The following is a 23,389-nucleotide window of genomic DNA, read 5'->3' on the forward strand; positions in this document are numbered from 1 at the left end:
CGAATCCGTGGCAGTGTTCGACGTCAAGCCGCGGCTGGGCCTGAGCGCTGAGCCACGCCATGGCAGACAAAATCTCCAATTGACGCCTACTAGTCCTCGTGGCTCCCGCCATCCTTCGCAGCAGTAATTTCCCCCAACAGTGTTTCCAGGTCCGCGGGAAGCACAGGCTTGGTCAGGTGAAAGTTAAAGCCAGCCTCGCGTGCCAGCCGCTTGTCCTCAGCCTGGCCCCATCCGGTCAGGGCGATCAGCACGATGCCCGCGCCCCAGGCCTGCAGGCGAATCCGGCGGGCTACTTCGTAGCCATTGAGCGTAGGCATTCCAATATCTAGAAAAATCACGTGCGGCTTCAATTGCGCCGCCATTTTCAGTCCACTCGGGCCGTCGTGTGCTGTCACCGTGTCGTTGCCCATAATCGTGAGCAACATGCTTAAGGTTTCGGCGGCGTCTGCATTGTCGTCCACCACCAAAATGTGGTGATGAGCTGAGCGAATTTCCGGGTCGGGCTGCGCGTTTCGCTCCTGCGCCGCTAGCGAGGCCGCCACGGGTAGGCGAACCACAAATTCACTGCCATTGCCGTTACCACCGCTGATGACCTCGATGGAGCCGCCGTGCATCTCAACCAAGCGCTTGACGATAAATAGACCGATACCCAGACCTCCCTTGGACCGTCCCATGCTGCCGTCAATCTGTTTGAACATGTCAAAAACGTGCGCAAGCATTAGTGTCGGGATGCCCATGCCACTGTCCTGTACCGATACCACGGCCTGCGCGCCTATCTGTTGCATGGTGACCCGGATTTGCCCGCCACGGTCGGTAAATTTGGCTGCATTGTTGAGCAGGTTGGAAAATACCTGCGCCATGCGGGTCAGGTCGGCATCGACGTAGATAGGATCGGCAGGCAACTTGATCAGCAGCTCGTGATTGGCCCTGGCGATGGCGGGTCGGCTCGCTTCAATGGCCTGATGTATTGCTGCTGCCAAGTCAATGCGATCCATTCGCAGATCGATCTTGCCATGGCTAATGCGGCTCAAGTCCAACAGGTCATCAATCAGATGCACCATCTGCGTGACTTGCCGCTCCATCATCGCGCGAACGCGCTCAGTAGCGGCTGCGTCGCCTTGCGCCATGCGCATGATTTGCAAGCCGCTACGAATGGGCGCCAACGGATTGCGCAGCTCGTGGGCGAGCGTGGCGAGAAATTCATCTTTACGCTGGTCCTCCTCGCGCAGGCGGGCGACCAGGCGCTCGCGTTCCTCCTCGTCGCGCTTTCGGTCGCTGATGTCATTAATCAAAACCGCAACCCGAGGTGTCCCGTGGCCGTCCAGGCGAAACGCGTAGATGTCGAGCCACCTTCCATCAAGCATTGGCGCATTGTTGATGAAGCGAATTGGCTCGCCGGTAGTGGCGACTCGTCCGAACGTCTCGCACCATTGCCCCCCTACATCGGCAGCAATTTCCTGCATGCGCATGCCCTCTGCATTGCGTAGTCCAGTGTGTTTCTCAAACGCGGGGTTTATTTCCAAATACCGGAAGTCAGTGGGCAGACTAGTCGCATCAAAAATCATTTCGATCACGCAGTAACCTTCGTCCATTGACGCGAACAAGGTGCGATACTTTTGCTCACTTCTCCGCAGTGCCTCCTGCACCTGCCGACGCGCTGTCACATCGCTGGCCATGCCGAACCATTCAGCGACATCGCCGTCTTTGTCCAACAGCGGGATTGCCCTTGAGAAGGTCCAGCCCAAGGTGCCATCGACGCGCACAACCTGGTGTTCGAGTTCGAAGTTGCCCTTGGTGCGGACGGCCTCGCGGATGGCGTCGATCACGCGTTGCTGATCATCAGGATGAATATATTTTTCGAGCCATGAACGGCTCGGCTCGTGGGTGTCGACGATGAATTCCCGGCCTTGGAGATGACGCATCTCGGTCCAGTCCGCGTTCATCCGATAGACGACATCGGAACTGGCGCTAACAAGCGCTCGGAACTGTGCTTCGCTGGCGCGGACGGCTTCGATACTGTCGCGCCGCATGCGTGCCATTTGGAGGTGCGCAGCCACACGTGCCAGGAGCTCCCGTCCGCTAAACGGTTTGACGAGATAATCGTCTGCGCCTTCCTGCATACCCTCGATGCGGCTGTCTTCGCCAGCACGAGCCGACAGCATGATGATCGGTACGCTTGCCGTCCGCGGGTTGTCGCGCAGCGCCTGCAGTAGCCCAAAGCCGTCGAGACGAGGCATCATCACGTCTGTCAGGATCAGATCAGGGGTGCGCTTCAGTGCCGCTGCGAGCGCCGCCTCGCCGTCCGGTACCGCTTCGGTGCGGTAATGCGGCTCCAGCATACGGACGAGGTACTGCCTCATGTCGGTGTTGTCGTCCGCGATCAGCACCGTCGGACGTTCACCATCGGCTTGCTGGGGCGCCATGACTCGGTCAATCGAAGTGTCTTGCAATGACGACAAATCCGCAGCGGGAGCAGCGGTCTGCCCGGCGCTGGGGAGCCATCTCAAAGCTTCCTCGGCAAACACATTTGCCGATGTCGTTCGCTGCGCGGCCCGGGGGCCGTTGCCGACCTGGTCTTTGGGCAGGTGCTGCGCGCCCAAGGGAATCGAGATCGCAAACGTTGTCCCTAGCCCAAGTTCGCTATCGATAGTGATTGCGCCCCCATGGAGCTTGACAAGCTCGTGGACGAGCGCAAGCCCGATTCCGCTTCCCTCGTGCGTGCGCCCCTTTGCATTTTCGACGCGGTGGAAGCGCTCGAACATCCGGGGAACTTCATCTGCGGGCACGCCGGTGCCAGTGTCAGACACGCGCAGTTCCACGGCGCGCTCTGCTTGTCGGAGCGAGACAGTGATTTTCCCCTCGAACGTGAACTTGAAGGCGTTCGACAGCAAATTAAGAACCACGGTCTCCCACATTTCCCGGTCCACGAACACCGGTTCGCTCAGAGGAGGGCAGTCGACGCAAAGTTCCAGCCCAGCCTTCTCGCAGGCCGAGCGGAAATTGCTTGTGAGCTCGGCGGTAAGCTCGGCCAGGGCGGTTGGCTCAAACGCGGCGCGGGCCCGCCCGGCCTCGATCCTTGAAAATTCCAGCAAGCTATTGACCAGGCGCTGAAGTCGCAACCCGTTGCGGTATACAACTTCCAACTGCTCGGGCCGCAACTGGGGCGAATGCTCGCCAGGCGCGGCGAGGGCGTCTTCGATTGGACCGAGTATCAGGGTCAGTGGCGTGCGGAACTCATGACTGACGTTGGAGAAGAACGAGATTTTTGCGCGATCCAGATCGGCGAGTGCCTGTGCTCGTCGCCGCTCTTCATCATATGCGCGGGCGTTCGCGACGCCCGCACTCAGCGCCGAAACAAGCAAATCGTAGAAGCTCCGATACACCTCGTCCAATTTTAAACGCGAACTGACCCCGGCTACCAAAATCGCCACCGGACTGCTGGTTCCTGGCGGGATAATCGGTAGCGCCAGCGCCTGGGTCGGCGGCTCGCCGTATGGACCAAGGGCGGCCAGGTCGATCCTTGTGGCAAGATCGTCCATCGTCACCGCCAACCCGGAGCGACAAACGTCTTCCAGCGGCCAGGGGCTCGGTTCATTGTCGTCCAAATAAAACGTCTCGGCTAGCACGCCGGGCTCGGCGATGCGGTCGGTCGCTCGAACCAATCTGCCCGAAGCGTCGGGCCCGAGTGCGTATAGCCGGGCAAAGGGCACGTCAAGCTCGAACTGCGCGAGCGTGTGCGCGGACAACGCAAGCACTTCGTTGACGGACTTGCCTTTGCTTGCATGCGCAGTTAAGTCGCGCAGCGTGCGAGTGCGGCGTTCGCTGAGCGTTTGAGCGGTCATCTCGATAACGGGGTGGAACAGGCCGCCAACTCGCCCCTCCTCGTCGCGGATCGGACTAAAGGAGAAGGTAAAGAAACACTCCTCGATGTACCCATGCCGTTCCAGAAAAATTTGCTGGCTTTCCAGGAAGGCCGTGTTCCCCGCCAAGGCCGAGTCGTGCGCTGTTCCAATTACAGGCCACGCTTCGCTCCAGCATTCCGAGAATTTCTGTCCCATCGATCGCGGATGCTTGTTTCCGCAAATGACTCGGTAGGCATCGTTGTAGATCTGCACAAGCCCCGGTCCCCAGATGACGCAGATCGGTAAATCGGAGGCCAGGCAAATACTGACGGTCGTTCGCAGGCTCTGCGGCCACAAAGCGACTGGCCCTAAAGCAGTTCTTGCCCAGTCCATCGACCGGATCAGGCTACCCATTTCGCCGCCTCCCATCAGAAAGGCGAGGGGGTTGGAAATGTCGTCGATCTTTTCAGGATTCATCTGAGCCTTGCGATGTAGGAACGGGACTGCAGCTAAGCTCGGAGTAAATAATTCGGCATCATGCGCCACAGCGCATCGCATTGCCCGCTACCTATTCGAGGCAATAATGTCAATATGCTGTTTGAAAACGAGTGCGGGAACAATGTCCACAAGAATTGAAGCAGCGGAGCTTACTGGCTCGGCTTGCAAGAATGCAAGGAACAACATAGCAGCTTACACGCGAAGACATGTAATTGTTGGAATATCGGAAAGTTGGCGATGCTGGGGGTGCAACAACCTTGCTGGTCATTCAATTTGCAATTCGGCTTGGCGAATCGCGGTTGCGGCACCTACTTATGCGGATCCGGAAACAAAAAAAGCAGTTACGATCACTCGTAACTGCTTGTCTCGACTACTGCTTATTCGTGGTAGGCCGTGCGGGATTCGAACCTGCGACCAACGGATTAAAAGTCCGCTGCTCTACCAGCTGAGCTAACGACCCGAAAGAAGCAAGATTATAGGGGCCACCAGCGTTCCTGTCAAATGCCCAAGGCCATATATTTTTGCGATTTGCCTTACTTCAGCGTTGCCAGACGGTCTTTTGCGGCGGCCGCGGCCGACGAGGCAGGGTACTTCAGCACCAGCTGCTGCAATGCCTTCTTGGCGTTCTTCTTGTCCTTCAGCTCGGTATAGCTGCTGGCAATGTTGAGGATCGCATCAGGCGCCGTGGCGCTGTCCTTGTACGTGCTGGCGACCACTTCCTGCGCCGTGATGGCGTTCTTGTAATCGCGCTGCGCGTAGTAGGCGTTGCCGAGATAATACTGCGCGTTCGGCGAGTAGCTCGAATCGGGATAGCGGCGCACAAACGCCGATAATGCATTGGCGGCCGTCTTGTAGTCGCCCGACTTGAAGATCGCCATCGCCGCTTCGTACGACTTCAGTTCGCTGGCGTCGACTTCTTCCTGCTTGCCGTCGATGTTCACTTGGCGCGGCTCGAGTTTGGCGATGCGCGAATCGAGGTCGGCGTAGAAATCCTTCTGGCGCTTTTGCGAGTTGGCGATTTCGTTGGCGAGCACTTCGAGCTGGCCGCGCAGGCGCGCGATTTCCTGCATCGTCTGTTCATGCTGGTTGACCAGCTCGAGCGAGGCGCTCTTGTCGGACTTGGTGTCGATGCGCGCGTTCATGTCGCGCGACAGGTTATCGACCTTGGCGCGCAGGTCGAGGATCGCCTTGCGCGCTTCGTCGTCGTCGAGCAGGCCGGCACTGGCATGCAGCGGAATCCAGGCGGCCAGCGCCAGGCATGCGGCTGCAATGCGGAATTTGGTATTTTTCATGGTCGTGACTTTCTGAAAAAAACGGGGCGGATGCAGTCTGCACTGCACGCCGCCCCGTTGTCAATCGGCCGTATCAGGCAATCGATTAGTAGACGATATCGGCGCGGCGGTTCTCAGCCCAGGCCGCTTCGTTGGCGCCAACTGCTTTCGGCTTTTCTTCGCCCAGCGACACCGCTTCCATCTGCGATTCGGCTACGCCCATCGTGCCCATTGCCTTGCGCACTGCCTCGGCACGCTTCTGGCCCAGCGCCAGGTTGTATTCAGTGCCGCCGCGCTCGTCGGTGTTGCCTTGAATCAGGACCTTGCGCGCCTTGTTCTTGGCCAGGTAAGCGGAGTGGTTCTCGACCGTCTGCTTGGCATCGTCACGCACGACGAAGCTGTCATAGTCGAAATAAACGCTGCGCTTGGCCAGCACGCCTTTTGGATCGTTCAGCGGATCGGCAGTGCCGGTCTCGACTGGACGGATGTCGCGGCTGTCGGCCACTGGCTGTGCGGCGCGCTCTGGCGTGCGCTCGACAACCGGTGCTTCATTCAATTTGACGGGCGAGCTGCAAGCGGACAGCAAGGCTGCGCTCGAAACGATCAAGGCCAAACTTTTAAAGTTGCGCATGTTATTTTCTCCTGGTCAGTGTTAAAAATTTACTTCATGAACGGGCCCCAGCTGGGCGCCCTGATATTTCCTGCATTCGTCGTCAGGCGCTGCTTGACGCGCCCATCCACCGACACCACGGCCAGGCCGCTGCGACCGGCCGTCGCGTACATGATGTACTTGCCGTTCGGCGAAAAACTCGGTTCGGTGGCGCCGACTGCCAGGCGCTGTTCCTGGCCGCTGGCCAGGTCCATCGCGTACAGCGAGTAGGCGCCGTCGCGCTGCGAGATCCACGCCAGCGTCTTGCCGTCCGACGAGATGCGCGGGCTGACGTTGTAGCTGCCGTTGAAGGTGACGCGGGTGGCGTTGCCGCCGCTGGCGCTCATCTTGTAGATCTGCGGGCCGCCGCTGCGGTCGCTGAGGAAATAGATGCTCTGGCCATCGGCCGAAAATTGCGGCTCGGTGTCGATGCCATTGCTGTTCGACAGCCGGCGCAGGCCGCTGCCGTCGGCATTCACGCCGTAGATCTGCGAGTGGCCATCCTTCGACAGCGTCACCGCCAGGCGCGCGCCGTCCGGCGACCAGGCCGGCGCCGAGTTGCTGCCTTTCTCGTTCGAGATGACCTTGCGCTCGCCGGTGACCAGGTTCTGCACATAGACGACGGGCTTGCGCTGCTCGAACGACACGTAGGCGACCTTGCCGCCGTCAGGCGACCAGGCCGGCGAAATGATCGGCTCCTTGCCGCGCGCGGCAACCTGCATGCCTTCGCCGTCGGCGTCGGCCACTTCCAGGCGGTAGTCGCTGTTGCTCACTTTGTTGACGTAGGCGATGCGGGTCGAGAAGGCGCCGCGCGTGCCGGTCAGCTTTTCGTAGATGTCGTCGGCGATGCGGTGCCCCTGCAGGCGGGCGTACTTTCCCGTCACCGTGTTCGACAGCGCCGACAGTTGCGACGACTTGATCGTGTCGAGCAGCTTGTAGCGCACTTCGAAGCGGCCGTCGGCGGCGCGCACGACGCTGCCAACGACGAGCGCATCGGCGCCGCGCGATTTCCACTGGGCGAAGTCGATCGCCGAGGTGTCCGACAGCGCGGTGCCGGCGTCGATCACCTTGAACACGCCGCTGCGCTCGAGGTCGGCCTTGATGACGGCCGACATCTGCGCCGGCGCGACGCCTTCATCGGCGAACGCGGCCACCGCGATCGGGATCTGGGTGCTCGAGACACCCTGGATCTCAACGCGCACCTGCGCGTGCGTGGCGCCGGCGATCAGGCTAAGTCCAAACAAAAACAGCGGGATATTTTTCTTCATGGGTCGATTCGGTCCAGGTTGGTGGAAACGGGCGCTATCATTTCAGGTCCTTCATCGCGAAAGCAATCTCAAGCGTGCGCAACACGGTACCATTTTTATTCTTTGGCAATGGCGACGATTTGAGAATGCCTTTCTCTACCGCATCATCGAACGCGGGGATGCCACTGCTCTTGGTCAGCCGCACGGAGATAATCTCGCCGCTCGGTAACTGTTCAATCTTGAAGACCACTTCCGGCTTGCCGGGCACTTCGGTGCTGCCGGCGTACGACGTGCTGCTCTTGATCTTGCTGTTGATGGCGGCCAGGTAGCTGGTGTCGACGCGCGACGCGGTCGACTTCGCCGCCTCGCCGCCGGTGCCGGCGCCGGCCATCATGCGGCTCAGTTCGGCGGCGCGCCGTTTCTCGGATTCGGCTTCTTCCTTCGCCTTGGCCAGTTTCTCGACCTTCAGCTTGTCGGCCAGCTTTTTCTCTTCCAGCTTCTTGGCCAGCTCTTGTTCTTTTTGCTGCGCCTTCTTGTCGGCCAGCTCTTGTTCCTTCTGCTGGGCCTTCTTGTCGGCCAGCTGCTTCGCCTTCATTTCCTTGGCCAGCTTCTGCTCTTCCAGCTGCTTTTCTTCTTCCAGTTCCTTGCGCTTTTCCGCCTTGCGCTTTTCGCGTTCGAGGGCGATGTCGGGCGCCTTCGGCGCGACCGGCTCTTCGACCCGTGGTGGCGGCGGCTGCACCACCTTCGGCACCGGCGCCGGCTGCGGCTCGATCACTTGCGGCGGCGGCGGTGGCGGCGGCGCCGCGCTTTGCGTCTTCATGTCCCACACTTCGGCCTCGACCTGCACCGGCGTGGTGTTCTGCCAGCTCACGCCGATGTACAGGAACGCCAGCAGACCCGCGTGCACCGCCGCGGCCAGCACGATCGACGGCCAGCGGCTCGGTTCGGGCGGCACGTGGTAGGGAGCGCCGTTGGCAGTTGTGCTAGTCATTGTGTTCGACCATTACTTGGTCGCCAGTCCGACCCGGTTGATGCCCATTTTTTTCGCTTCCGAGATCAGCTGGACGACGTCGTCGTACTTGCTCTCCTTGTCGCCGGCGATCAGCACCGGGTACTCCGGGTTTTCCGCATGCAAGCTGCGCAGGCTGCGCAGCAGGGCGGTGCGGTTCGGCATGTCCTGCGGCGCGCTGCGGTTCTTGCCGTTGATGCCGATCGACAGCGACGTGTCCGGCTTGAGCACCACGTGGATGTAATCGTCCGGCGGCAACGCCGACTTTTCCGCGCTCGGCAAGTTGATCACGCTCGGGCTGTTGGCCGGCGGCACCACCATGAAAATGATCAGCAGCACCAGCATCACGTCGATGTACGGCACGACGTTGATCTCGGACTTGAATTTGCGGCCGCGGCCACCGCGCAAGCTGCTGGAAAAGGATGCCATCTGGTTCTCCGTTCAGTGCTTAGCGCGACTGGCGCTGCAAGATGTTCGAGAATTCTTCGACGAAGCTCTCGAAGCGGATCGCCAGGCGGTCGATGTCGTGGGTGAAGCGGTTGTACGCCACCACCGCCGGGATCGCGGCGAACAGGCCGATCGCGGTGGCGATCAGCGCTTCGGCGATGCCGGGCGCCACTGCCGCCAGGGTTGCCTGCTGCACATTTGCCAGGCCGCGGAACGCATTCATGATGCCCCACACCGTGCCGAGCAGGCCGACGTACGGCGACACCGAGCCGACCGAGGCGAGGAAGTTCAGGTGGATGTCGAGGCCGTCGAGCTCGCGCTGGAAGGCGGCGCGCATGGCGCGGCGGGCGCTGTCGAGCACGGCGCCCATGTCGAGCGCGTCCTTGGCGACCTGCTTGCCCTTGATGAATTCGCCCATGCCGGCTTCGAAGATGCGGGCCAGCGCGCCGCTCTGGTCGCGCTGGCTGCTGGCGCTCTGGTGCAGGGTGTGCAGGTTGCCGCCGGCCCAGAAGCTGCGCTCGAACTGTTCGGTCTGGCGGCGCGCGGCGCGGATCGCGAACATCTTGCGGAAGATATAGGTCCAGCTGGTCAGCGAGACGATCAGCAGCAGCGCCATGATGAGCTGAACGATCAGGTGGGCGTTGCCGATCAGGGCCAGGAAGGAAAGATCTTGAGCTGCATTCATCGAGTGGTCGCTATGCTGTGAATTGGTGGGTGAGTGTCAGGCGGCACGCATTTTATCAAGGACCGCGTCGGGCAGCGCCCGCGGCGTGACGGCGCGGTCGACGCAGCCGACCTTGACGCGCGCGCTGGCCAGCAGCGCGTCACCGCGCGTTGCCTGCTGCACGAACAGAATCGACGCCCGGCCGAGCTTTTCGATTCCCAGTGTCAATGTTATAACATCATCGAGTTTCGCTGGCGCATGATAGTCGATGCCTGCCGACGTCACGACGAACATGGCGTCGTGATTGGTCGCCAGGTCGTGCTGGTCGACGCCCAGCTGGCGCAGCCACTCGGTACGGGCGCGCTCGAAGAACTTCAGGTAGTTGGCGTAGTACACAATGCCGCCGGCGTCGGTATCCTCGTAGTACACGCGGACGGTCCAGGTGAAAACTGAGGGCATTTCAATTGACATTTAGTGAACTTGAGAAACATTTTACGGCATTTTGGCTGCGAATGTGCTCTAGCGGACATAAGCGTATCGCGCGCAGCGAGCGTAGTAGACGTTAGCGCGCAAGCCGAGGCCAAGCATCGTAACAATTGCTAACAATTAGCGGCACTGCGATACATGCATCGCAGCGTTTTCTTTAGCCCCCATCCTCAACACCGTCAGTGGTGCGTGCTAGACGCGCTTGATGGCGAACGGGCCGAAGCCCTGGCACGTCGGCATCATCTCGATACTGTTGATATTAATATGCGGCGCCAGCGTGGCAATCCAGTACGCCGTCTGCGCGATGTCCATGGCCGTCAGCGGCACCGTGCCTTCATACACCTTGGCCGCGGCGGCATCGTCACCCTTGAAGCGTACGTTGGAAAACTCGGTGCCGCCACACAGCCCCGGCGCCAGGTTGGTCGCGCGCACGCCCGTGCCGACCAGGTCGGCGCGCAGGTTCAACGTAAACTGGTCGACGAACGCCTTCGTCGCGCCATACACGTTGCCGCCCGGGTAAGGATAGGCGCCGGCGACCGAGCCGAGGTTGATGATCAGCCCGCTCCCGCGCTCGACCATGGCCGGCAGCAGCGCGCGCGTCATCGTCACCAGGCCGGTGCAGTTGGTCGCGATCATGGTTTCCCAGTCGGCCAGCGGCGCTTCATGGGCCGGCTGGGTGCCCAGCGCCAGCCCGGCGTTGTTGATCAGCACGTCGACCTGGCGCCACGATTGCGGCAGCAGCGACAGCGCTTCGTTGATCGACGCCTTGTCCGTCACATCCATCACCAGCGGCAGTGCCAGGTCGCCCAGTTCCGCGGCGAGCGCGTCGAGGCGGTCCTGGCGGCGCCCGCTGATGACGACCTGGTGGCCGTGGCCGACGAACGTGCGCGCCATTTCGGCGCCGAAGCCGGCCGACGCGCCGGTAATAAATACGATCATGATGGGATTTCCGTGTGAGGAGGGGGGAGATAGCCGGCATAAATTGTAGCCGAAACGGAAGCTGTTGCCCGTGTCTGCCTCGAATTGGCCCTCGCACGGCTGTTTCCTTGCCCAAACCGGGGCTTTAACTTACAATTTGTCCTCCATTATGTCTCACGTAACTGGCGAAAAGCCGCGGCCTGTCGGGCCAGTCGGCGAAAGGTGGGCTTCCACCGGGGAACGTGAGATTTCATTAGCCGTTCGCCTGGGCAGCCACCGATGGAAGTCGCGCGATGAGGCTGCCTGTTCGGTTTTCCGGTCTCCCTCATTTCGATCCATACTGCCAGGTGCTCTGCACCGATATCCGATTGGAGTTTTTTTCATGTTTGCAAAAGATCACACGCTCGCCAAGGTTGACCCGGACCTGTTCGCCGCCATCCAGAAGGAAAACCAGCGCCAGCAAGACCACATCGAACTGATCGCGTCGGAAAACTACACCTCGCCTGCCGTGATGGAAGCGCAAGGCTCGCAGCTGACCAACAAGTACGCCGAAGGCTATCCGGGCAAGCGCTACTACGGCGGCTGCAAATTCGTCGACATCGCCGAGCAGTTGGCGATCGACCGCGTCAAGCAGCTGTTCGGCGCCGAAGCGGCCAACGTGCAGCCGAACTCCGGCTCGCAAGCGAACCAGGGCGTGTTCTTCGCCATGCTCAAGCCTGGCGACACCATCATGGGCATGTCGCTGGCCGAAGGCGGCCACCTGACCCACGGCATGGCGCTGAACATGTCGGGCAAGTGGTTCAACGTCGTCTCCTACGGCCTGACGCCGGAAGAGGACATCGACTACGAGGCGATGGAGCGCCTGGCGCGCGAACACAAGCCGAAGCTGATCATCGCCGGCGCCTCGGCGTTCTCGCTGAAGATCGACTTCGAGCGCTTCTCGAAAATCGCCAAGGAAATCGGCGCCTACTTCATGGTCGACATGGCGCACTACGCCGGCCTGATCGCCGCCAACCTGTATCCGAACCCGGTGCCGCACGCCGACTTCGTCACCTCGACCACGCACAAGTCGCTGCGCGGCCCGCGCGGCGGCATCATCCTGATGAAGGCCGAATTCGAAAAGCAGATCAACTCGGCGATCTTCCCCGGCATCCAGGGCGGCCCGCTGATGCACGTCATCGCCGGCAAGGCAGTCGCGTTCAAGGAAGCGCTCGAGCCAGCGTTCGTCGAGTACCAGACCCAGGTCGTCAAGAACGCCGACGCGCTGGCCAAGGCGCTCATCGCGCGCGGCCTGCGCATCGTGTCGGGCCGCACCGAGTCGCACGTCATGCTGGTCGACCTGCGTTCGAAAAACCTGACCGGCAAGGAAGCCGAAGCGATCCTCGGCCGCGCCCACATGACGTGCAATAAGAATGGCATCCCGAACGATCCGCAAAAACCGTTCGTCACTTCCGGCATCCGCCTCGGCAGCCCTGCGTTCACCACGCGCGGCTTCAAGGAAGACGACGCGACCACGGTGGGCAACCTGATCGCCGACGTGCTCGATAACCCCAACGACGAAGCGACGATCGAACGCGTCAAGGTCGAAGTCAAGAAGCTGACCGACAAGTACCCGGTCTACGCCGCCTGAGCAGTTTGCAGCACCCCGCGGGCCGCCTGGTGGTGGCCCGCGCCGATCAAGCAGCGCACGCAGGGCCACCATGAAATGTCCGTTCTGCCAGCATGACGAAACCCAGGTCCTCGATACGCGCGTATCGGAGGAGGGCGACGCCGTGCGGCGCCGGCGCCGCTGCGCGCAGTGCGACAAGCGCTTTACCACCTACGAGCGCATCGAGCTGTCGATGCCGATCATCGTCAAGAAGAACGGCAGCCGCACCGAGTTCGCGCCGGCCAAGCTGCGCGGCAGCTTCATGCTGGCGTTGCGCAAGCGCCCGGTGTCGGCCGAGGCGATCGACACCGCCGTCGCCACCATCGAGGAAAAGCTGCTCACCAGCGGACGGCGCGAAGTCGACAGCGGCTACGTCGGCGAACTGGTGATGCAGGAGCTCAAACGCCTCGACAAGATCGCCTACATCCGCTTCGCCTCCGTCTACAAGAACTTCGAGGACCTGGCCGAATTCCAGCAGGCGATCGCCGAAGTCGGACAAGCGCCCAAAGCGCGCAAATAGCGCCATCGTTTTTCACCTTCCCCGCACGATTGAGCCACCTCACGGCTGGCTTCAACACGCCTGATAACTTGGTTCTCAAGCGATCCAGGTCAACACGCAGCATGCAGGCTCTGCAGTAAAACTGCCGGCCGCGCACGCGCCTGAACGAGCGCAGCTTACGGAGGTGAATTGGTGCGATTGGCTTTGCGGGCGCGTTGTCGCTGTCATCCTCGTCTTCGTTGTCGCCCGCCTTCCAGCGGCGGCTACTCGCTCCTCGAAGTGCTGGTGGCGGTGTTCGTGCTCGCCGTCGGCATCCTCGGCGCCGCCGCCACCCAGCTCGCGGCGCAGCGCACGCGCCACCAAGCTAGCCTGATGTCGAGCGGCGTGCAGCTGGCCAGCAGCCTGGCCGACAGCATGCGCGCCAACGCCGAAGCCGGCGCGCCTTTGCTAGACCTCGATTACGATGCCGCTGCCGACGGGCCGCCCGCGCCGACCGGCCCGCAATGCCTGCCTGGCGACGCCTGCAGCGGCGCCGAGATGGCTGCCGCCGAACTCTATCGCCTCAAGCACGCCGTCCACGCCGGCTTTCCTGGCGGGCGCGTAGTGGTATGCCGCGATAGCGAATCGTGGGATCCGGCTCGCGGCGCGCTGCGCTGGGCCTGCAGCGGCGCCGCGTCGGCGCCGTTCGTCATCAAGCTTGGATGGCGCGGCAAAGAGGCCAACGGCAGCGATGCGCGTGACGGCGCGGGCGAATTCGCGCCCAGCGTGGCCATCGCCTGGCCGGGAGCGGCCAAATGATCGCGATGCAGCGCCAGCGCGGCGCCACCCTGGTCGAACTGATGGTCGCCTGCGCCGTCGGCATGCTGGCGATGCTGCTGGCCGGCGGCCTGCTGGTGTCGGCCAACGCCGCCTACCTTGTGCAGGTCGACGCGGCGGGGCTCGACGACAATGGCCGCTACGCGCTTGAAGTCATCACGCGCGCGGCGCGCCAGGCGGCGTTTGTCAATTGGGAGCGCGACCAGGCCGGCGCCGACCTGGCTACGGCGCCGCCGCATGTCCGCGGCATCGATGCGCGTTCGCTCAGCCGCGCCACCGAGGGCATCGATGCGCCGCTGACAGACGCCGTCAACGGCAGCGACGTGCTGGCGGTTCGCTTCACCGGCGCCGCCGACGGCAGCGTGGTCAGCTGCGCCGGTTTTGCCGTCGGCGAGGTCGACGACGGCTGGAGCATCTTCTACGTCGGCCGCAACGCCGGCGGCCAGGCCGAGCTGCGCTGCAAATACCGCGGCAAGAACAGCTGGGGCGCGGACGCGATCATCGGCGGCGTCGATTCCTTCCAGGTGCTGTACGGCCTCGATACCGATTCCCCGCCCGACGGCGTGGCCAACGAGTTTGCCAGCGCCGCGGTCGTCGACGAGCGCGACGCCGCGCTGGTACTGGTGGCCGCCGGCCCGGCGGCGCGCGAACGCGAACTGCGCCGGCGCACGCACTGGAAGCGCGTCACCGCTGTGCGGGTGGCGCTGGTTCTGCATGGCGCACGGGCGCGGCCCGGCAGCGAGCCGATCGTGTTCGACCTGTTCGGCCGCGCATATTCCGACGGTTTCGGCGGCGCCGACCGCGGTGTGCAGCTGGCCGAAGACAGGCTGCCCGACGAGCTGCGCGATCGCGAACGGCGCCTGTTCGCTGCCGACGTATTTCTGCGCAATGCGCCGGCCGAGGTGGCGCGATGAGGCGCGTTCAGCGCGCTGGCGGCGCGGCGTTGATGACGGCGCTGTTCGTGCTGGTGGCGATCACGATCGTGGGCCTGGCGGCCGCGCACACGGCGCTCAATGCCGAGAAATCGGCGCGCAGTGAACGCGACCGCCACATCGCCTTCCAGGCTGCCGAAGCCGGCCTTGCCGATGCCGAGCGCGACATCGAAGGCGGCGCCAATCCGCTGTCTGCGCGCGCCACGCTGTTCGCCGGCGGCAGCGCGTTAGGCTTTGCCGAAGGCTGCGGGCGCGCGCCGGACAACCTCGGACTATGCGCGTACGCGCCGGCGCCGCCGGCCTGGCAAATGGTGAACCTGTCCGGCGCCACCGACGCCGCCGTCCCGTATGGAAAGTTCACCGGCGCCGCGCTGCCCATTGGCGGCGGCGCGCTGCCGGGCAGGGCGCCGCGCTATGTCATCGAGTTGATGCCGCTGGCACGCGCCGGAGAGGCGGCTGGCCGGCCAGCTGCCAACGTCTATCGCGTCAGCGCAATCGGATTCGGCGTGCGTCCCAGCACACACGTGGTGCTGCAGTCGTTCTACCGCAAGGTGGCGGCGACGGGTCCGTCCGCGGCGCAGGTGTCGCTGCGCTCCGCCGACGCGCTGTCCGGCCAGCGACACGCAGCCGTCGTGTCGATGCGCGGGGCGACCGCCTCAATCAAACGCGCAGGCAGGATACGACCGGCGGCATGCATGCGCGCCGCCGCCGCGCCGCTTCAGCCAGGGCAGCGCAGTGGCCGCTCCGCGGTCGGCGTGCGCGGCAATGGGACAGCCGTGCTGCTCGAATCAAGCTTCGACGATGTGGCGTGGACCGGTCAGCTCACTTTGCGCGGGTTATCCGTTGGTGCGGACGGAGCGGTCGCTATCGACGACGCGCCGCTGTGGCAGGCGCTCGCCGTGCTGACTGGCAGTCCGGTGCAGTCTCCGCGGCCGTCGCCGCAACAGCGCAAGATCTACACGCTGCTGCGCAACGCTGACGGATCGGCGGCCAGCGTCCCGTTCAGATGGGACGCGCTGGGAAACGATGAACGTGGCGGGCTCGATGCCGGCGGCGTTGGCGCAGACAGGGTGGCATTCCTGCGTGGGGCGCGCGAGCGCGAAATCGGCCAGCCTGGTGGCGTATTGCGCCGCCGCGCCGGCGTCCTGGGCGACACCATCCACAGCACGCCGCTGTTCGTCGGCGCCCCATCGCCGGCGGTCGCGGGACCCGGCTACGATGCCTTCCACGCGCGCCACAGCGGCCGCGTGGAGGCCATCTACCTCGGCGCCAACGACGGCATGCTGCATGCGTTCGACGCCCGCGACGGCGCCGAACTGTTCGCCTACATCCCAAACGCGCTGCTGCCGGTGCTCGGCCAGCTGAGCGACCCTGACTACCGCCATCGGCCCTACGTCGACGCCAGCGTCGGCCAGGCCGAGGCGCTGCTTGGCTATCGCTGGCGCTCGGTGCTGGTGTCCGGCATGGGCATGGGCGCGCGCGGCGTCTTCGCGCTCGATGTCAGCGACCCGGCCGCGTTCGACGCCGGCGAGCGCGCGTTCTGGGAGTTCACTGAGGTGGACGATCCCGCCATTGGCCACGTCGGCCAAGCGCCGCTGATCGCCAAGGTCAAGGTCGGCATCAAGGAATCGGCGCCGCAGTACAGGTATTTTGCCGTGGTGGCCAGCGGCGCGCCGGCTTCACAGGACGGCGCGTTGTTTCTGCTCGCGCTCGACAAACCGCCCACCGAACGCTGGCAGCGTGACATCAACTACTACAAGCTCGATGTGCCTGCGGCGGTCTCCGGCCAGGCGAACGCGCTCGGCCAGCCAGGGTTGGTGCTCGCCAGCGATGGCAGCGTGCGCTACGCCTACGCCGGCGACTCGCAGGGAACGATGTGGCGCTTCGACCTGAGCAAGCTGCCGTTTTCCAGCGGGCCGCTGTTCGAGGCGCGCGACGATGAAGGCCGGCGCCAGCCGATCAGCCATGCGCCGCAGGCGGTGTTTGCACCCGGCGGCGGCTACCTGATCCTGTTCGGCACCGGCACACAGGACGAGCAGACTGCCAATTACGCCGTGCAGTCGTTCTACGCGGTGAAAGACAGCGCCGCCAGTCCGCCGGAAATGGTCAACGGGCGCAGCGAACTGGCGCGCCGCACGCTGTCGGGCGATGTCACCTACACCATCGACGGCGATGAATTCGACTACACCGGGCCGCGCGCGAAGAAGGGCTGGTATTTCGACTTCCCGTACTCGTCGATTGATGGGGAGAAGCTCGGCGCCAGCCCTGTCGTGGCGGGCGGCACTGTCCTCGTCAGCACGATCATTCAAGGCGCCGATCCTTGCGCTGGCCCGTCGACCCGCACCTATGTGCTCGACACGCTGAGCGGATTCGCATTCGACCGCAGCGGCGCGGCGCTAAGCGGCAATGCAACAGGAAAGAAGAGCAAAGGCCCGCTTCCCGTCATCCTGGAACTGAGCGCCATCAGCGCCGCGCCCACGCCAACGGGCACGGCGCGCGTCACCCGCAGGCTGGGCGTAATTCACCTGCAGGGCGACGACGGCACGGCGCCAGAGGTGGAGCAGGTCGACATCAGCGTGCCGGCTCGCCGCCTCAGCTGGCGTGAAGTGGCCAACTGGCAGGAACTGCATGAAGCCGCCACCAAATAAGATCGAGGAGAAGCGATGGAGCGGGAACGCGGATTTACCCTGATCGAGGTGCTGATCGTGCTGGCGATCGTGGTCACCCTCGCCGCCATCGCCTATCCGAGCTACGCCGGCTTCGTCACCAAGACGCGCCGGCTGGAAGGGCAGATCGCGCTGATCGAGACGATCCAGCAGCAGGAGCGCTTCTACACGCGGGCCAGCACCTACATCGGCTTTTCGTCCGAGTCGAGCGACGAGCGGGAAAAGCGCTTCAAGTGGTATTCCGGCGGCGCCGCGGCGGGCAGCGCGTACGAACTGAGTGCGCGCGCCTGCCCCGGCCGCGAGCTGTCGCAGTGCGTCGAGGTGCTGGCCACGCCAGGCACCGCCAAGGTCGACGCCAACTTCCGCGACGCCGACTGCGAAACGCTCACGCTCAACAGCGCCGGTGAACGCGGCGCCAGCGGACCGTCCGGGCGCTGCTGGCCATGAGCGCCTGGCGCCGGCGCGGCTTCACGCTGGTGGAGCTGGCGGTCGTGCTGGCGATTGCGGCGGTGACGATGAGCGTCGCGCTGCCCGACCTGCGCCAGATAATTCGTTCGCAGCAGCTGAAGGCAGCGGTCGGCGACCTGTTCGGCGCCATCGACCTGGCCCGCACGCAGGCGATCGCGCGCGGGCGCAAGGTGATGCTGGCGCCTGCCGACGGCGCGTCGAACGACTGGAGCGGCGGCTGGGTGGTGTTCGTCGACGAGGACGGCGATCGCCGGCCCGGCGGCGCCGAGGAGGTCATCATGCGGCACGAGGCGCTGGCGCCCGGCATCGCCGTCGATGGCGCATTTTCAAGCCAACAGGGCGCGGCCTATCTTGCTTATAATAGTATGGGTCGCGGCTGTTCCGATACCAGCAGCCTGGCGGCGCGCTGGGGCACGCTGTCGCTGGCGATGGGCCAGCAGCGTCGGCGCATCAAGATCAACATGCTGGGCCGCGCCCGCATCTGCGATCCGGCCCGCGACGGCGCCAGTTGCGGCGGCGACGATCCCTGATTCACCAACCGACAAGACGACCGTGCAAATACTGAACGACACCGATGGCATGACGCTGGCGCTGGAATGGGCCGCCCGCGGCATGTTCATCACCGCGCCCAATCCACGCATCGGCTGCGTGATCGTGCGCGATGGCGCGGTGATCGGCGCCGGCCACACGCAGCCGGCCGGCAAGGCGCACGCCGAAATCGAGGCGCTGCGCGACGCCGCCGCGCGCGGCAACGACGTGCGCGGCGCCACCGCCTACGTCACGCTCGAGCCGTGCAATCACCATGGCCGCACGCCGCCGTGTTCGGACGCGCTGGTGCGCGCCGGCCTTGGCCGGGTAGTGGCGGCGATGGAAGACCCGAATCCGCTGGTGGCCGGGCAGGGCCTGGCCAAGCTGAAGGCCGCCGGCATCGAGGTCGCCTCGGGCGTGCTGGCCGAGCAGGCCTACGAAATGAACATCGGCTTTTTCTCGCGCATGCGGCGCGGCCTGCCGTGGGTGCGCCTGAAGGCGGCGGCCAGTCTCGACGGCATGACGGCGCTGCACAGCGGCGAAAGCCAGTGGATTACCGGACCGGAAGCGCGCGCCGACGGCCACGCCTGGCGCGCTCGCGCCTGCGCCATCCTGACCGGCATCGGCACCGTCAAGGCCGACGATCCGCAGCTCACCGTGCGCGGCATCGACACGCCGCGCCAGCCGCGCCGCGTGATCGTCGACAGCAAGCTTGAAATCGCGCTCGATGCGCGCGTGCTGGCCGGCGCACCCAGCTGGATCGTGGCGGCCAGCGCCAATCCGGCGAAGGAAGCGGCGCTGCGCGCGGCCGGCCACGACGTGATCATGCTGCCCAACGCCGCGGGCAAGGTCGACCTGCCGGCGCTGATGCGCGAATTGGGGCGGCGCGAGATCAACGAGGTGCACGTCGAAGCCGGCTCCAAGCTGAACGGTTCGCTGATCCGCGAGGGTTGCGTCGACGAGCTGCTGGTGTACCTGGCGCCCAGCCTGATCGGCGATGCGCAAGGCATGTTCGCCATCGGGCCGCTGCAGTCGCTGGCGCTGCGCCAGCGGCTCAAATTCCACGAGGTCAAGCAGGTCGGCGAAGACTTGCGTATCCTTGCAAGAATCGCCCATATTTAGGAAGTACGCCGCATGTTTACTGGAATCGTCGCCGCCGTAGGAAAAATCAGTTCGGTCCAACCGCTCGCTGGCGGGCTCGAAGCGGGCGTGCGGCTCGACATCGACGCCGGACCGCTGTCGCTGGACGACGTCGCGCTGGGCGACTCGATCGCCATCAACGGCGCCTGCATGACCGTGGTCGAGAAGACGGCGTCGGCGTTCAGTGTCGACGTCTCGCGCGAGAGCCTGAACTGCACCGCGGGGCTCGATGCCGTCGGTGAAGTCAACCTCGAAAAGGCGCTGACATTGGCCGAGCGCCTCGGCGGCCACCTGGTGTCGGGCCACGTCGATGGACTCGGGACGGTGCACAGGTTCGAAGCGGTCGGCGAATCGTGGGAGCTGGTGATCGACGCGCCGCGCGAGCTGGCCAAGTTCCTCGCTTTCAAAGGGTCGGTGGTGGTCAATGGCGTGTCGCTGACGGTGAACCGGGTCGAGGATATCGACGGCGGCGTGTGCCGCTTCTCGATCAACCTGATCCCGCATACGATCTCGGTCACGACGCTCAAGCACCTGCGCGCCGGCAGCCGGGTCAATCTTGAGATCGACCTGATCGCGCGATATGTCGAGCGGATGCTGTCGGTGCAGAAGGCGTAAGCGGAGCTGCCGGTGACATGAAAACGCCGCGTCTCACGCGGCGTTTTTTTGTTGGCCCCAGCACGTCATCCGCGCGAGGATGATGTGAAAACGTATGCGGCGGATTCCGTGGCGGTGGCTTCGGCTCGGTCCTACTTCTTTTCGGGGTACAGCACCAGCTGCACGTAGTTGTTCAGGTCGAAGTAGCGCCTGGCCGCTTCCTTCAGGTCGTCCGACGAAACCGCTGCCAGCCGCTGTTCGTACGTCAGGATCGAATCCGGTTCGTAGTCCTGCAGCGCCGTCAGCTTCAGGTACGACAGCCAGTAGCCGTTCTCGCGCATCGAGCGGCGGTGCGTCTGCAGCAGGTTCTGCTTGACCTTCTCGAGGTCGGCCGCGGACGGCCCCTGTTCCTTGATCTGCGCGATCTCGGCAAAGGTCGCGGCGATCACCTTGTCGACGTTGGCCGGCCCGGTCGGCAGCGACACGCCAATCGAATAGCTGCCATACGGGATTTTGCTGACGGTGCCGCCCATGCCGCCGCCATAGATCAGCGTCAGCTTCTCGCGCAGGATGTCGGTAATGCGGATGTTCATCACGTCCATCAGCACGCGAAGGCGCAGCGCCTCTTCGCGCGAGTACACGGCGTCGCCGTGGAAGGTGAGCGAGACGTGGCTCTTCGCTTCCGCGCCGGCGTACACCGCTTTTTTCACCACACCGGTCACCGGGCGCACGCCGACGTCCTTGTAGCCGATCGGCAGATCGGTGGTCGGCAGGCTGGCCAGGTAGGTGGCGATCAGCGGCCGGATCTTGGCGCTGTCGAAGCTGCCGACCACGATGAAGGTCATGCCCTTGGCGCTGCTGAAGCGCTCCTTGAAGATGGCGATGCTGCGCCCGAGGCTCAGCTTCGAAAAGTCTTCCGGCCGCGGCGGGCGGGCGATCCACGGGTTGTTGTTGTACAGGGTCGAGATCAGGGTGTCCTGGAACACTGCCTCCGGCTGCGCCATGACATTGCGCGCGCCCTCGACCTGCTTGCCGAGGAACGACTTGTACAGGTCCTCGTCACGCCGCACGCCGGTGAACCGCAGGTACAGCATCTGCAGCATGGTCTCGACGTCGGCCGTGCCTGAGCTGCCGAGGACGTTGTCGGCGTATTGACCGAGGCCGACGCTGACCGAGGCGGCTTTGCCCGCCAGGACCTTGCGCATCTCCAGCAACGACATATCGGCCAGGCCCATCGTGGTGACGACCGCGCTGGCGTAGCGCGCGTTGAGAATGTCGGCTTCGGCAAACAGCGTCTGGCCACCGAAGCGGTCGGCGCTCAGGATCACCTGGTCGTTATTGAAGTCGGTCGGTTTGAGGATCACCTTGACGCCGTTCGACAGCGTCAGCGTGGTCAGGCCAAGCGCCTTGTCCTCGACTTCGCCGACGATGCTGCCGGCGGTCGGCAGCTTGGCCATCAAGGAATCGGCGACCGGCTTTTCTTCGCGCGCGGCGAGCTTCACCTTGGCTGCAGCGCCGGTCCACGCCAGCAGCTGCGGGCCGGTGGGGGCAGGCGTTTCGGCCTTGTCCGAGCCGGAATACGCCACCAGCATCGAGGTGTCGACCGGGATCGTCTTGCGCGCGAAGCGGTTCACTTCATCGACGCCGATGCCGGGCACCAGCTCCTGCACGTAGCGGTATTCGTTTTCGATGCCGGCAATCGGTTCCTGCTGCAGGAAGTTACGGATGTATTCGGCGGCGTAGACGCGCGAGTTGGTTTTATCGCGCTCGCTGTGGGCGCGTTCCATCGTGCGCATCAGGTTCTTCTTGACGCGTTCGAGTTCCTGCGCGCTGAAGCCGAACTGGCGCGCGCGCTGGTTTTCCTGCACCAGCGCGTCGATCGCCGGCGCCGCGCCGCCCTTGCCGAGCGCCGCGTTCAGCTCATACGCTTGGTAGCGCGGGGTGATACGCGACAGCGAGCTGCTGGCGGCCATGAACGGCGGCTCGGCCTGCTGCGCCATTTCCTGCAGCCGCTGGCTCATCATCGCGGCAAACAGCGACTGGATCAGCTTTTCGCGGTAGTCGGCGAAGGTGTCGCGGTCGCGTGCTTCCAGTACCGGATAGCGGATGGTGACGGTGTTCCCTGATGCTTCCTTGTCGGTGACGACGACCGCCTCGGTGTTTGACAGGGTCGGGATGCGCACCGGCTGGCGCGCGCGCGCCCGCGGCGGATTGTTCAGGCCGGAGAAGGTCGCCTTGACCAGCTTTTCGGCGTCGGCCGGCTCGATATCGCCGACCACCACGACCGCCATCAGGTTGGGGCGGTACCAGTCGCGGTAGAAGCGCCGCACGGCGTCGTGCCTGAAGTTTTTCAGTATCGCTTCCTGGCCGATCGGCAGGCGCTGCGCGTAGCGCGAGCCGTTGAAGAACTTCGGCAGCAGCACCTTGCTCATGCGGTCATCGGCGCCCTTGCCGAGGCGCGCCTCTTCGAGCACGATGCCGCGCTCCTTGTCGATGTCGTCCGGGTTCAGGGTCATGCCCTGGGCCCAGTCCTGCAGCACCAGGAAGCCCTTGCGCACGTTCTCGCCGTTGTCGGTCGGGATGGGCAGGATGTAGACCGTCTCGTCGAAGCTGGTGTACGCATTCAGGTCGGCGCCGAACTTGACGCCGATCGACTGCAGATACGAGATCAGTTCATGCTTCTTGAAGTTGGTCGAGCCGTTGAAGGCCATGTGCTCGAGGAAGTGGGCGAGGCCCTGCTGGTCGTCGTCTTCGAGCACCGAGCCGGCCTTGATCACCAGCCGCAGTTCGAGCTTCTTCTCCGGCTTGCCGTTTTTCTGGATGTAGTAAGTGAGCCCGTTGGGCAGCTTCCCCACCTTCACTTGCGGGCCGACCGGGATCTGGTCGGACAGCTTGATGGCGGCCAGCGCCGCGGAAGGGGGCATCAGCAGGGCAGCTGCCAGGCATGCGATAGTGAGGAGATTTTTCTTGGTCATCGGGGCGGTAGAATAGGAGGGGCGCGATGGCGCATTGTACGGGCGAACGGCCGGGTTCCGAATGGTCAAGATGATTAGTCTATCAGCAATGT

The 23,389-nt window shown here is 64.0% G+C and carries 19 protein-coding genes, 1 tRNA gene and 1 riboswitch; of the genes, 9 read left to right on the forward strand and 11 right to left on the reverse strand.

Features of this window, described 5'->3' with window-relative positions; all coding sequences use genetic code 11:
* Positions 1-89: 89 nt before the first annotated feature.
* From ACP7DD_RS07845 to ACP7DD_RS07890, 10 genes are all read right to left on the reverse strand, one after another.
* Complete coding sequence (locus ACP7DD_RS07845; protein WP_426174165.1) at positions 90-4,388, reverse strand: ATP-binding protein; 4,299 nt, start codon at positions 4,386-4,388, stop codon at positions 90-92.
* A 336-nt stretch (positions 4,389-4,724) separates the two neighbouring features.
* Positions 4,725-4,800, reverse strand: a tRNA-Lys gene (locus ACP7DD_RS07850).
* A gap of 73 nt (positions 4,801-4,873) precedes the next feature.
* Positions 4,874-5,632, reverse strand: coding sequence for a tol-pal system protein YbgF (gene ybgF, locus ACP7DD_RS07855; protein ID WP_426174166.1), 759 nt, complete (start codon positions 5,630-5,632; stop codon positions 4,874-4,876).
* An 85-nt stretch (positions 5,633-5,717) separates the two neighbouring features.
* On the reverse strand, positions 5,718-6,242 hold the full coding sequence (gene pal / locus ACP7DD_RS07860) for a peptidoglycan-associated lipoprotein Pal (protein ID WP_426174167.1): 525 nt from the start codon (positions 6,240-6,242) through the stop codon (positions 5,718-5,720).
* 29 nt (positions 6,243-6,271) lie between these two features.
* Entirely contained in the window at positions 6,272-7,528 is a 1,257-nt protein-coding gene (tolB, locus tag ACP7DD_RS07865) for a Tol-Pal system beta propeller repeat protein TolB (RefSeq protein WP_426174168.1), read from the reverse strand.
* A 37-nt stretch (positions 7,529-7,565) separates the two neighbouring features.
* Complete coding sequence (locus ACP7DD_RS07870; protein WP_426174169.1) at positions 7,566-8,498, reverse strand: TonB family protein; 933 nt, start codon at positions 8,496-8,498, stop codon at positions 7,566-7,568.
* Between the two features lie 12 nt (positions 8,499-8,510).
* Positions 8,511-8,945, reverse strand: a complete 435-nt coding sequence (locus ACP7DD_RS07875) for an ExbD/TolR family protein (protein ID WP_426174170.1) — start codon at positions 8,943-8,945, stop codon at positions 8,511-8,513.
* A gap of 19 nt (positions 8,946-8,964) precedes the next feature.
* Entirely contained in the window at positions 8,965-9,648 is a 684-nt protein-coding gene (gene tolQ / locus ACP7DD_RS07880; RefSeq protein WP_099788690.1) for a protein TolQ, read from the reverse strand.
* A gap of 36 nt (positions 9,649-9,684) precedes the next feature.
* The gene (ybgC, locus tag ACP7DD_RS07885; protein WP_426174171.1) at positions 9,685-10,086 is read right to left on the reverse strand and encodes a tol-pal system-associated acyl-CoA thioesterase; all 402 of its coding nucleotides are present in this window, start codon (positions 10,084-10,086) and stop codon (positions 9,685-9,687) included.
* Positions 10,087-10,305: 219 nt separating this feature from the next.
* Complete coding sequence (locus tag ACP7DD_RS07890; RefSeq protein WP_426174172.1) at positions 10,306-11,052, reverse strand: SDR family NAD(P)-dependent oxidoreductase; 747 nt, start codon at positions 11,050-11,052, stop codon at positions 10,306-10,308.
* 147 nt (positions 11,053-11,199) lie between these two features.
* Positions 11,200-11,309: riboswitch (ZMP/ZTP riboswitch) on the forward strand.
* A gap of 104 nt (positions 11,310-11,413) precedes the next feature.
* On the opposite strand from ACP7DD_RS07890, the gene glyA reads away from it, so the two are divergent.
* The 9 genes from glyA (at position 11,414) to ACP7DD_RS07935 (ending at position 20,343) form a co-directional block, all read left to right on the forward strand.
* Positions 11,414-12,661, forward strand: a complete 1,248-nt coding sequence (gene glyA, locus ACP7DD_RS07895) for a serine hydroxymethyltransferase (protein ID WP_426174173.1) — start codon at positions 11,414-11,416, stop codon at positions 12,659-12,661.
* 70 nt (positions 12,662-12,731) lie between these two features.
* The gene (gene nrdR, locus ACP7DD_RS07900) at positions 12,732-13,199 is read left to right on the forward strand and encodes a transcriptional regulator NrdR (protein ID WP_426174175.1); all 468 of its coding nucleotides are present in this window, start codon (positions 12,732-12,734) and stop codon (positions 13,197-13,199) included.
* Between the two features lie 171 nt (positions 13,200-13,370).
* Complete coding sequence (gene pilV / locus ACP7DD_RS07905) at positions 13,371-13,976, forward strand: type IV pilus modification protein PilV (RefSeq protein ID WP_426174176.1); 606 nt, start codon at positions 13,371-13,373, stop codon at positions 13,974-13,976.
* Positions 13,973-14,908, forward strand: coding sequence for a PilW family protein (locus ACP7DD_RS07910; protein WP_426174177.1), 936 nt, complete (start codon positions 13,973-13,975; stop codon positions 14,906-14,908). Before pilV ends, ACP7DD_RS07910 begins: the two co-directional genes overlap by 4 nt.
* The gene (locus ACP7DD_RS07915; protein ID WP_426174178.1) at positions 14,905-17,574 is read left to right on the forward strand and encodes a PilC/PilY family type IV pilus protein; all 2,670 of its coding nucleotides are present in this window, start codon (positions 14,905-14,907) and stop codon (positions 17,572-17,574) included. Before ACP7DD_RS07910 ends, ACP7DD_RS07915 begins: the two co-directional genes overlap by 4 nt.
* A gap of 15 nt (positions 17,575-17,589) precedes the next feature.
* Positions 17,590-18,039 carry a type IV pilin protein gene (locus tag ACP7DD_RS07920; protein WP_426174179.1) on the forward strand — a complete coding sequence of 150 codons (450 nt, stop codon included), beginning with the start codon at positions 17,590-17,592 and terminating at the stop codon, positions 18,037-18,039.
* Positions 18,036-18,590, forward strand: coding sequence for a GspH/FimT family pseudopilin (locus ACP7DD_RS07925; protein WP_426174180.1), 555 nt, complete (start codon positions 18,036-18,038; stop codon positions 18,588-18,590). Before ACP7DD_RS07920 ends, ACP7DD_RS07925 begins: the two co-directional genes overlap by 4 nt.
* A gap of 49 nt (positions 18,591-18,639) precedes the next feature.
* Positions 18,640-19,710: a bifunctional diaminohydroxyphosphoribosylaminopyrimidine deaminase/5-amino-6-(5-phosphoribosylamino)uracil reductase RibD gene (gene ribD / locus ACP7DD_RS07930; RefSeq protein WP_426174230.1), complete on the forward strand. Its 1,071-nt coding sequence runs from the start codon at positions 18,640-18,642 to the stop codon at positions 19,708-19,710.
* A 12-nt stretch (positions 19,711-19,722) separates the two neighbouring features.
* A complete protein-coding gene (locus tag ACP7DD_RS07935; protein WP_426174181.1) occupies positions 19,723-20,343 on the forward strand; it encodes a riboflavin synthase in 621 nt (206 codons plus the stop codon).
* A 131-nt stretch (positions 20,344-20,474) separates the two neighbouring features.
* Here the strand turns inward: ACP7DD_RS07935 and ACP7DD_RS07940 are convergent, their stop codons facing one another.
* Positions 20,475-23,297, reverse strand: a complete 2,823-nt coding sequence (locus ACP7DD_RS07940; RefSeq protein ID WP_426174182.1) for a M16 family metallopeptidase — start codon at positions 23,295-23,297, stop codon at positions 20,475-20,477.
* Positions 23,298-23,389 lie beyond the last annotated feature (92 nt).

The organism is Massilia sp. TWR1-2-2 (assembly GCF_049897565.1).
Classification (GTDB): Bacteria; Pseudomonadota; Gammaproteobacteria; order Burkholderiales; family Burkholderiaceae_D; genus JAFCUW01.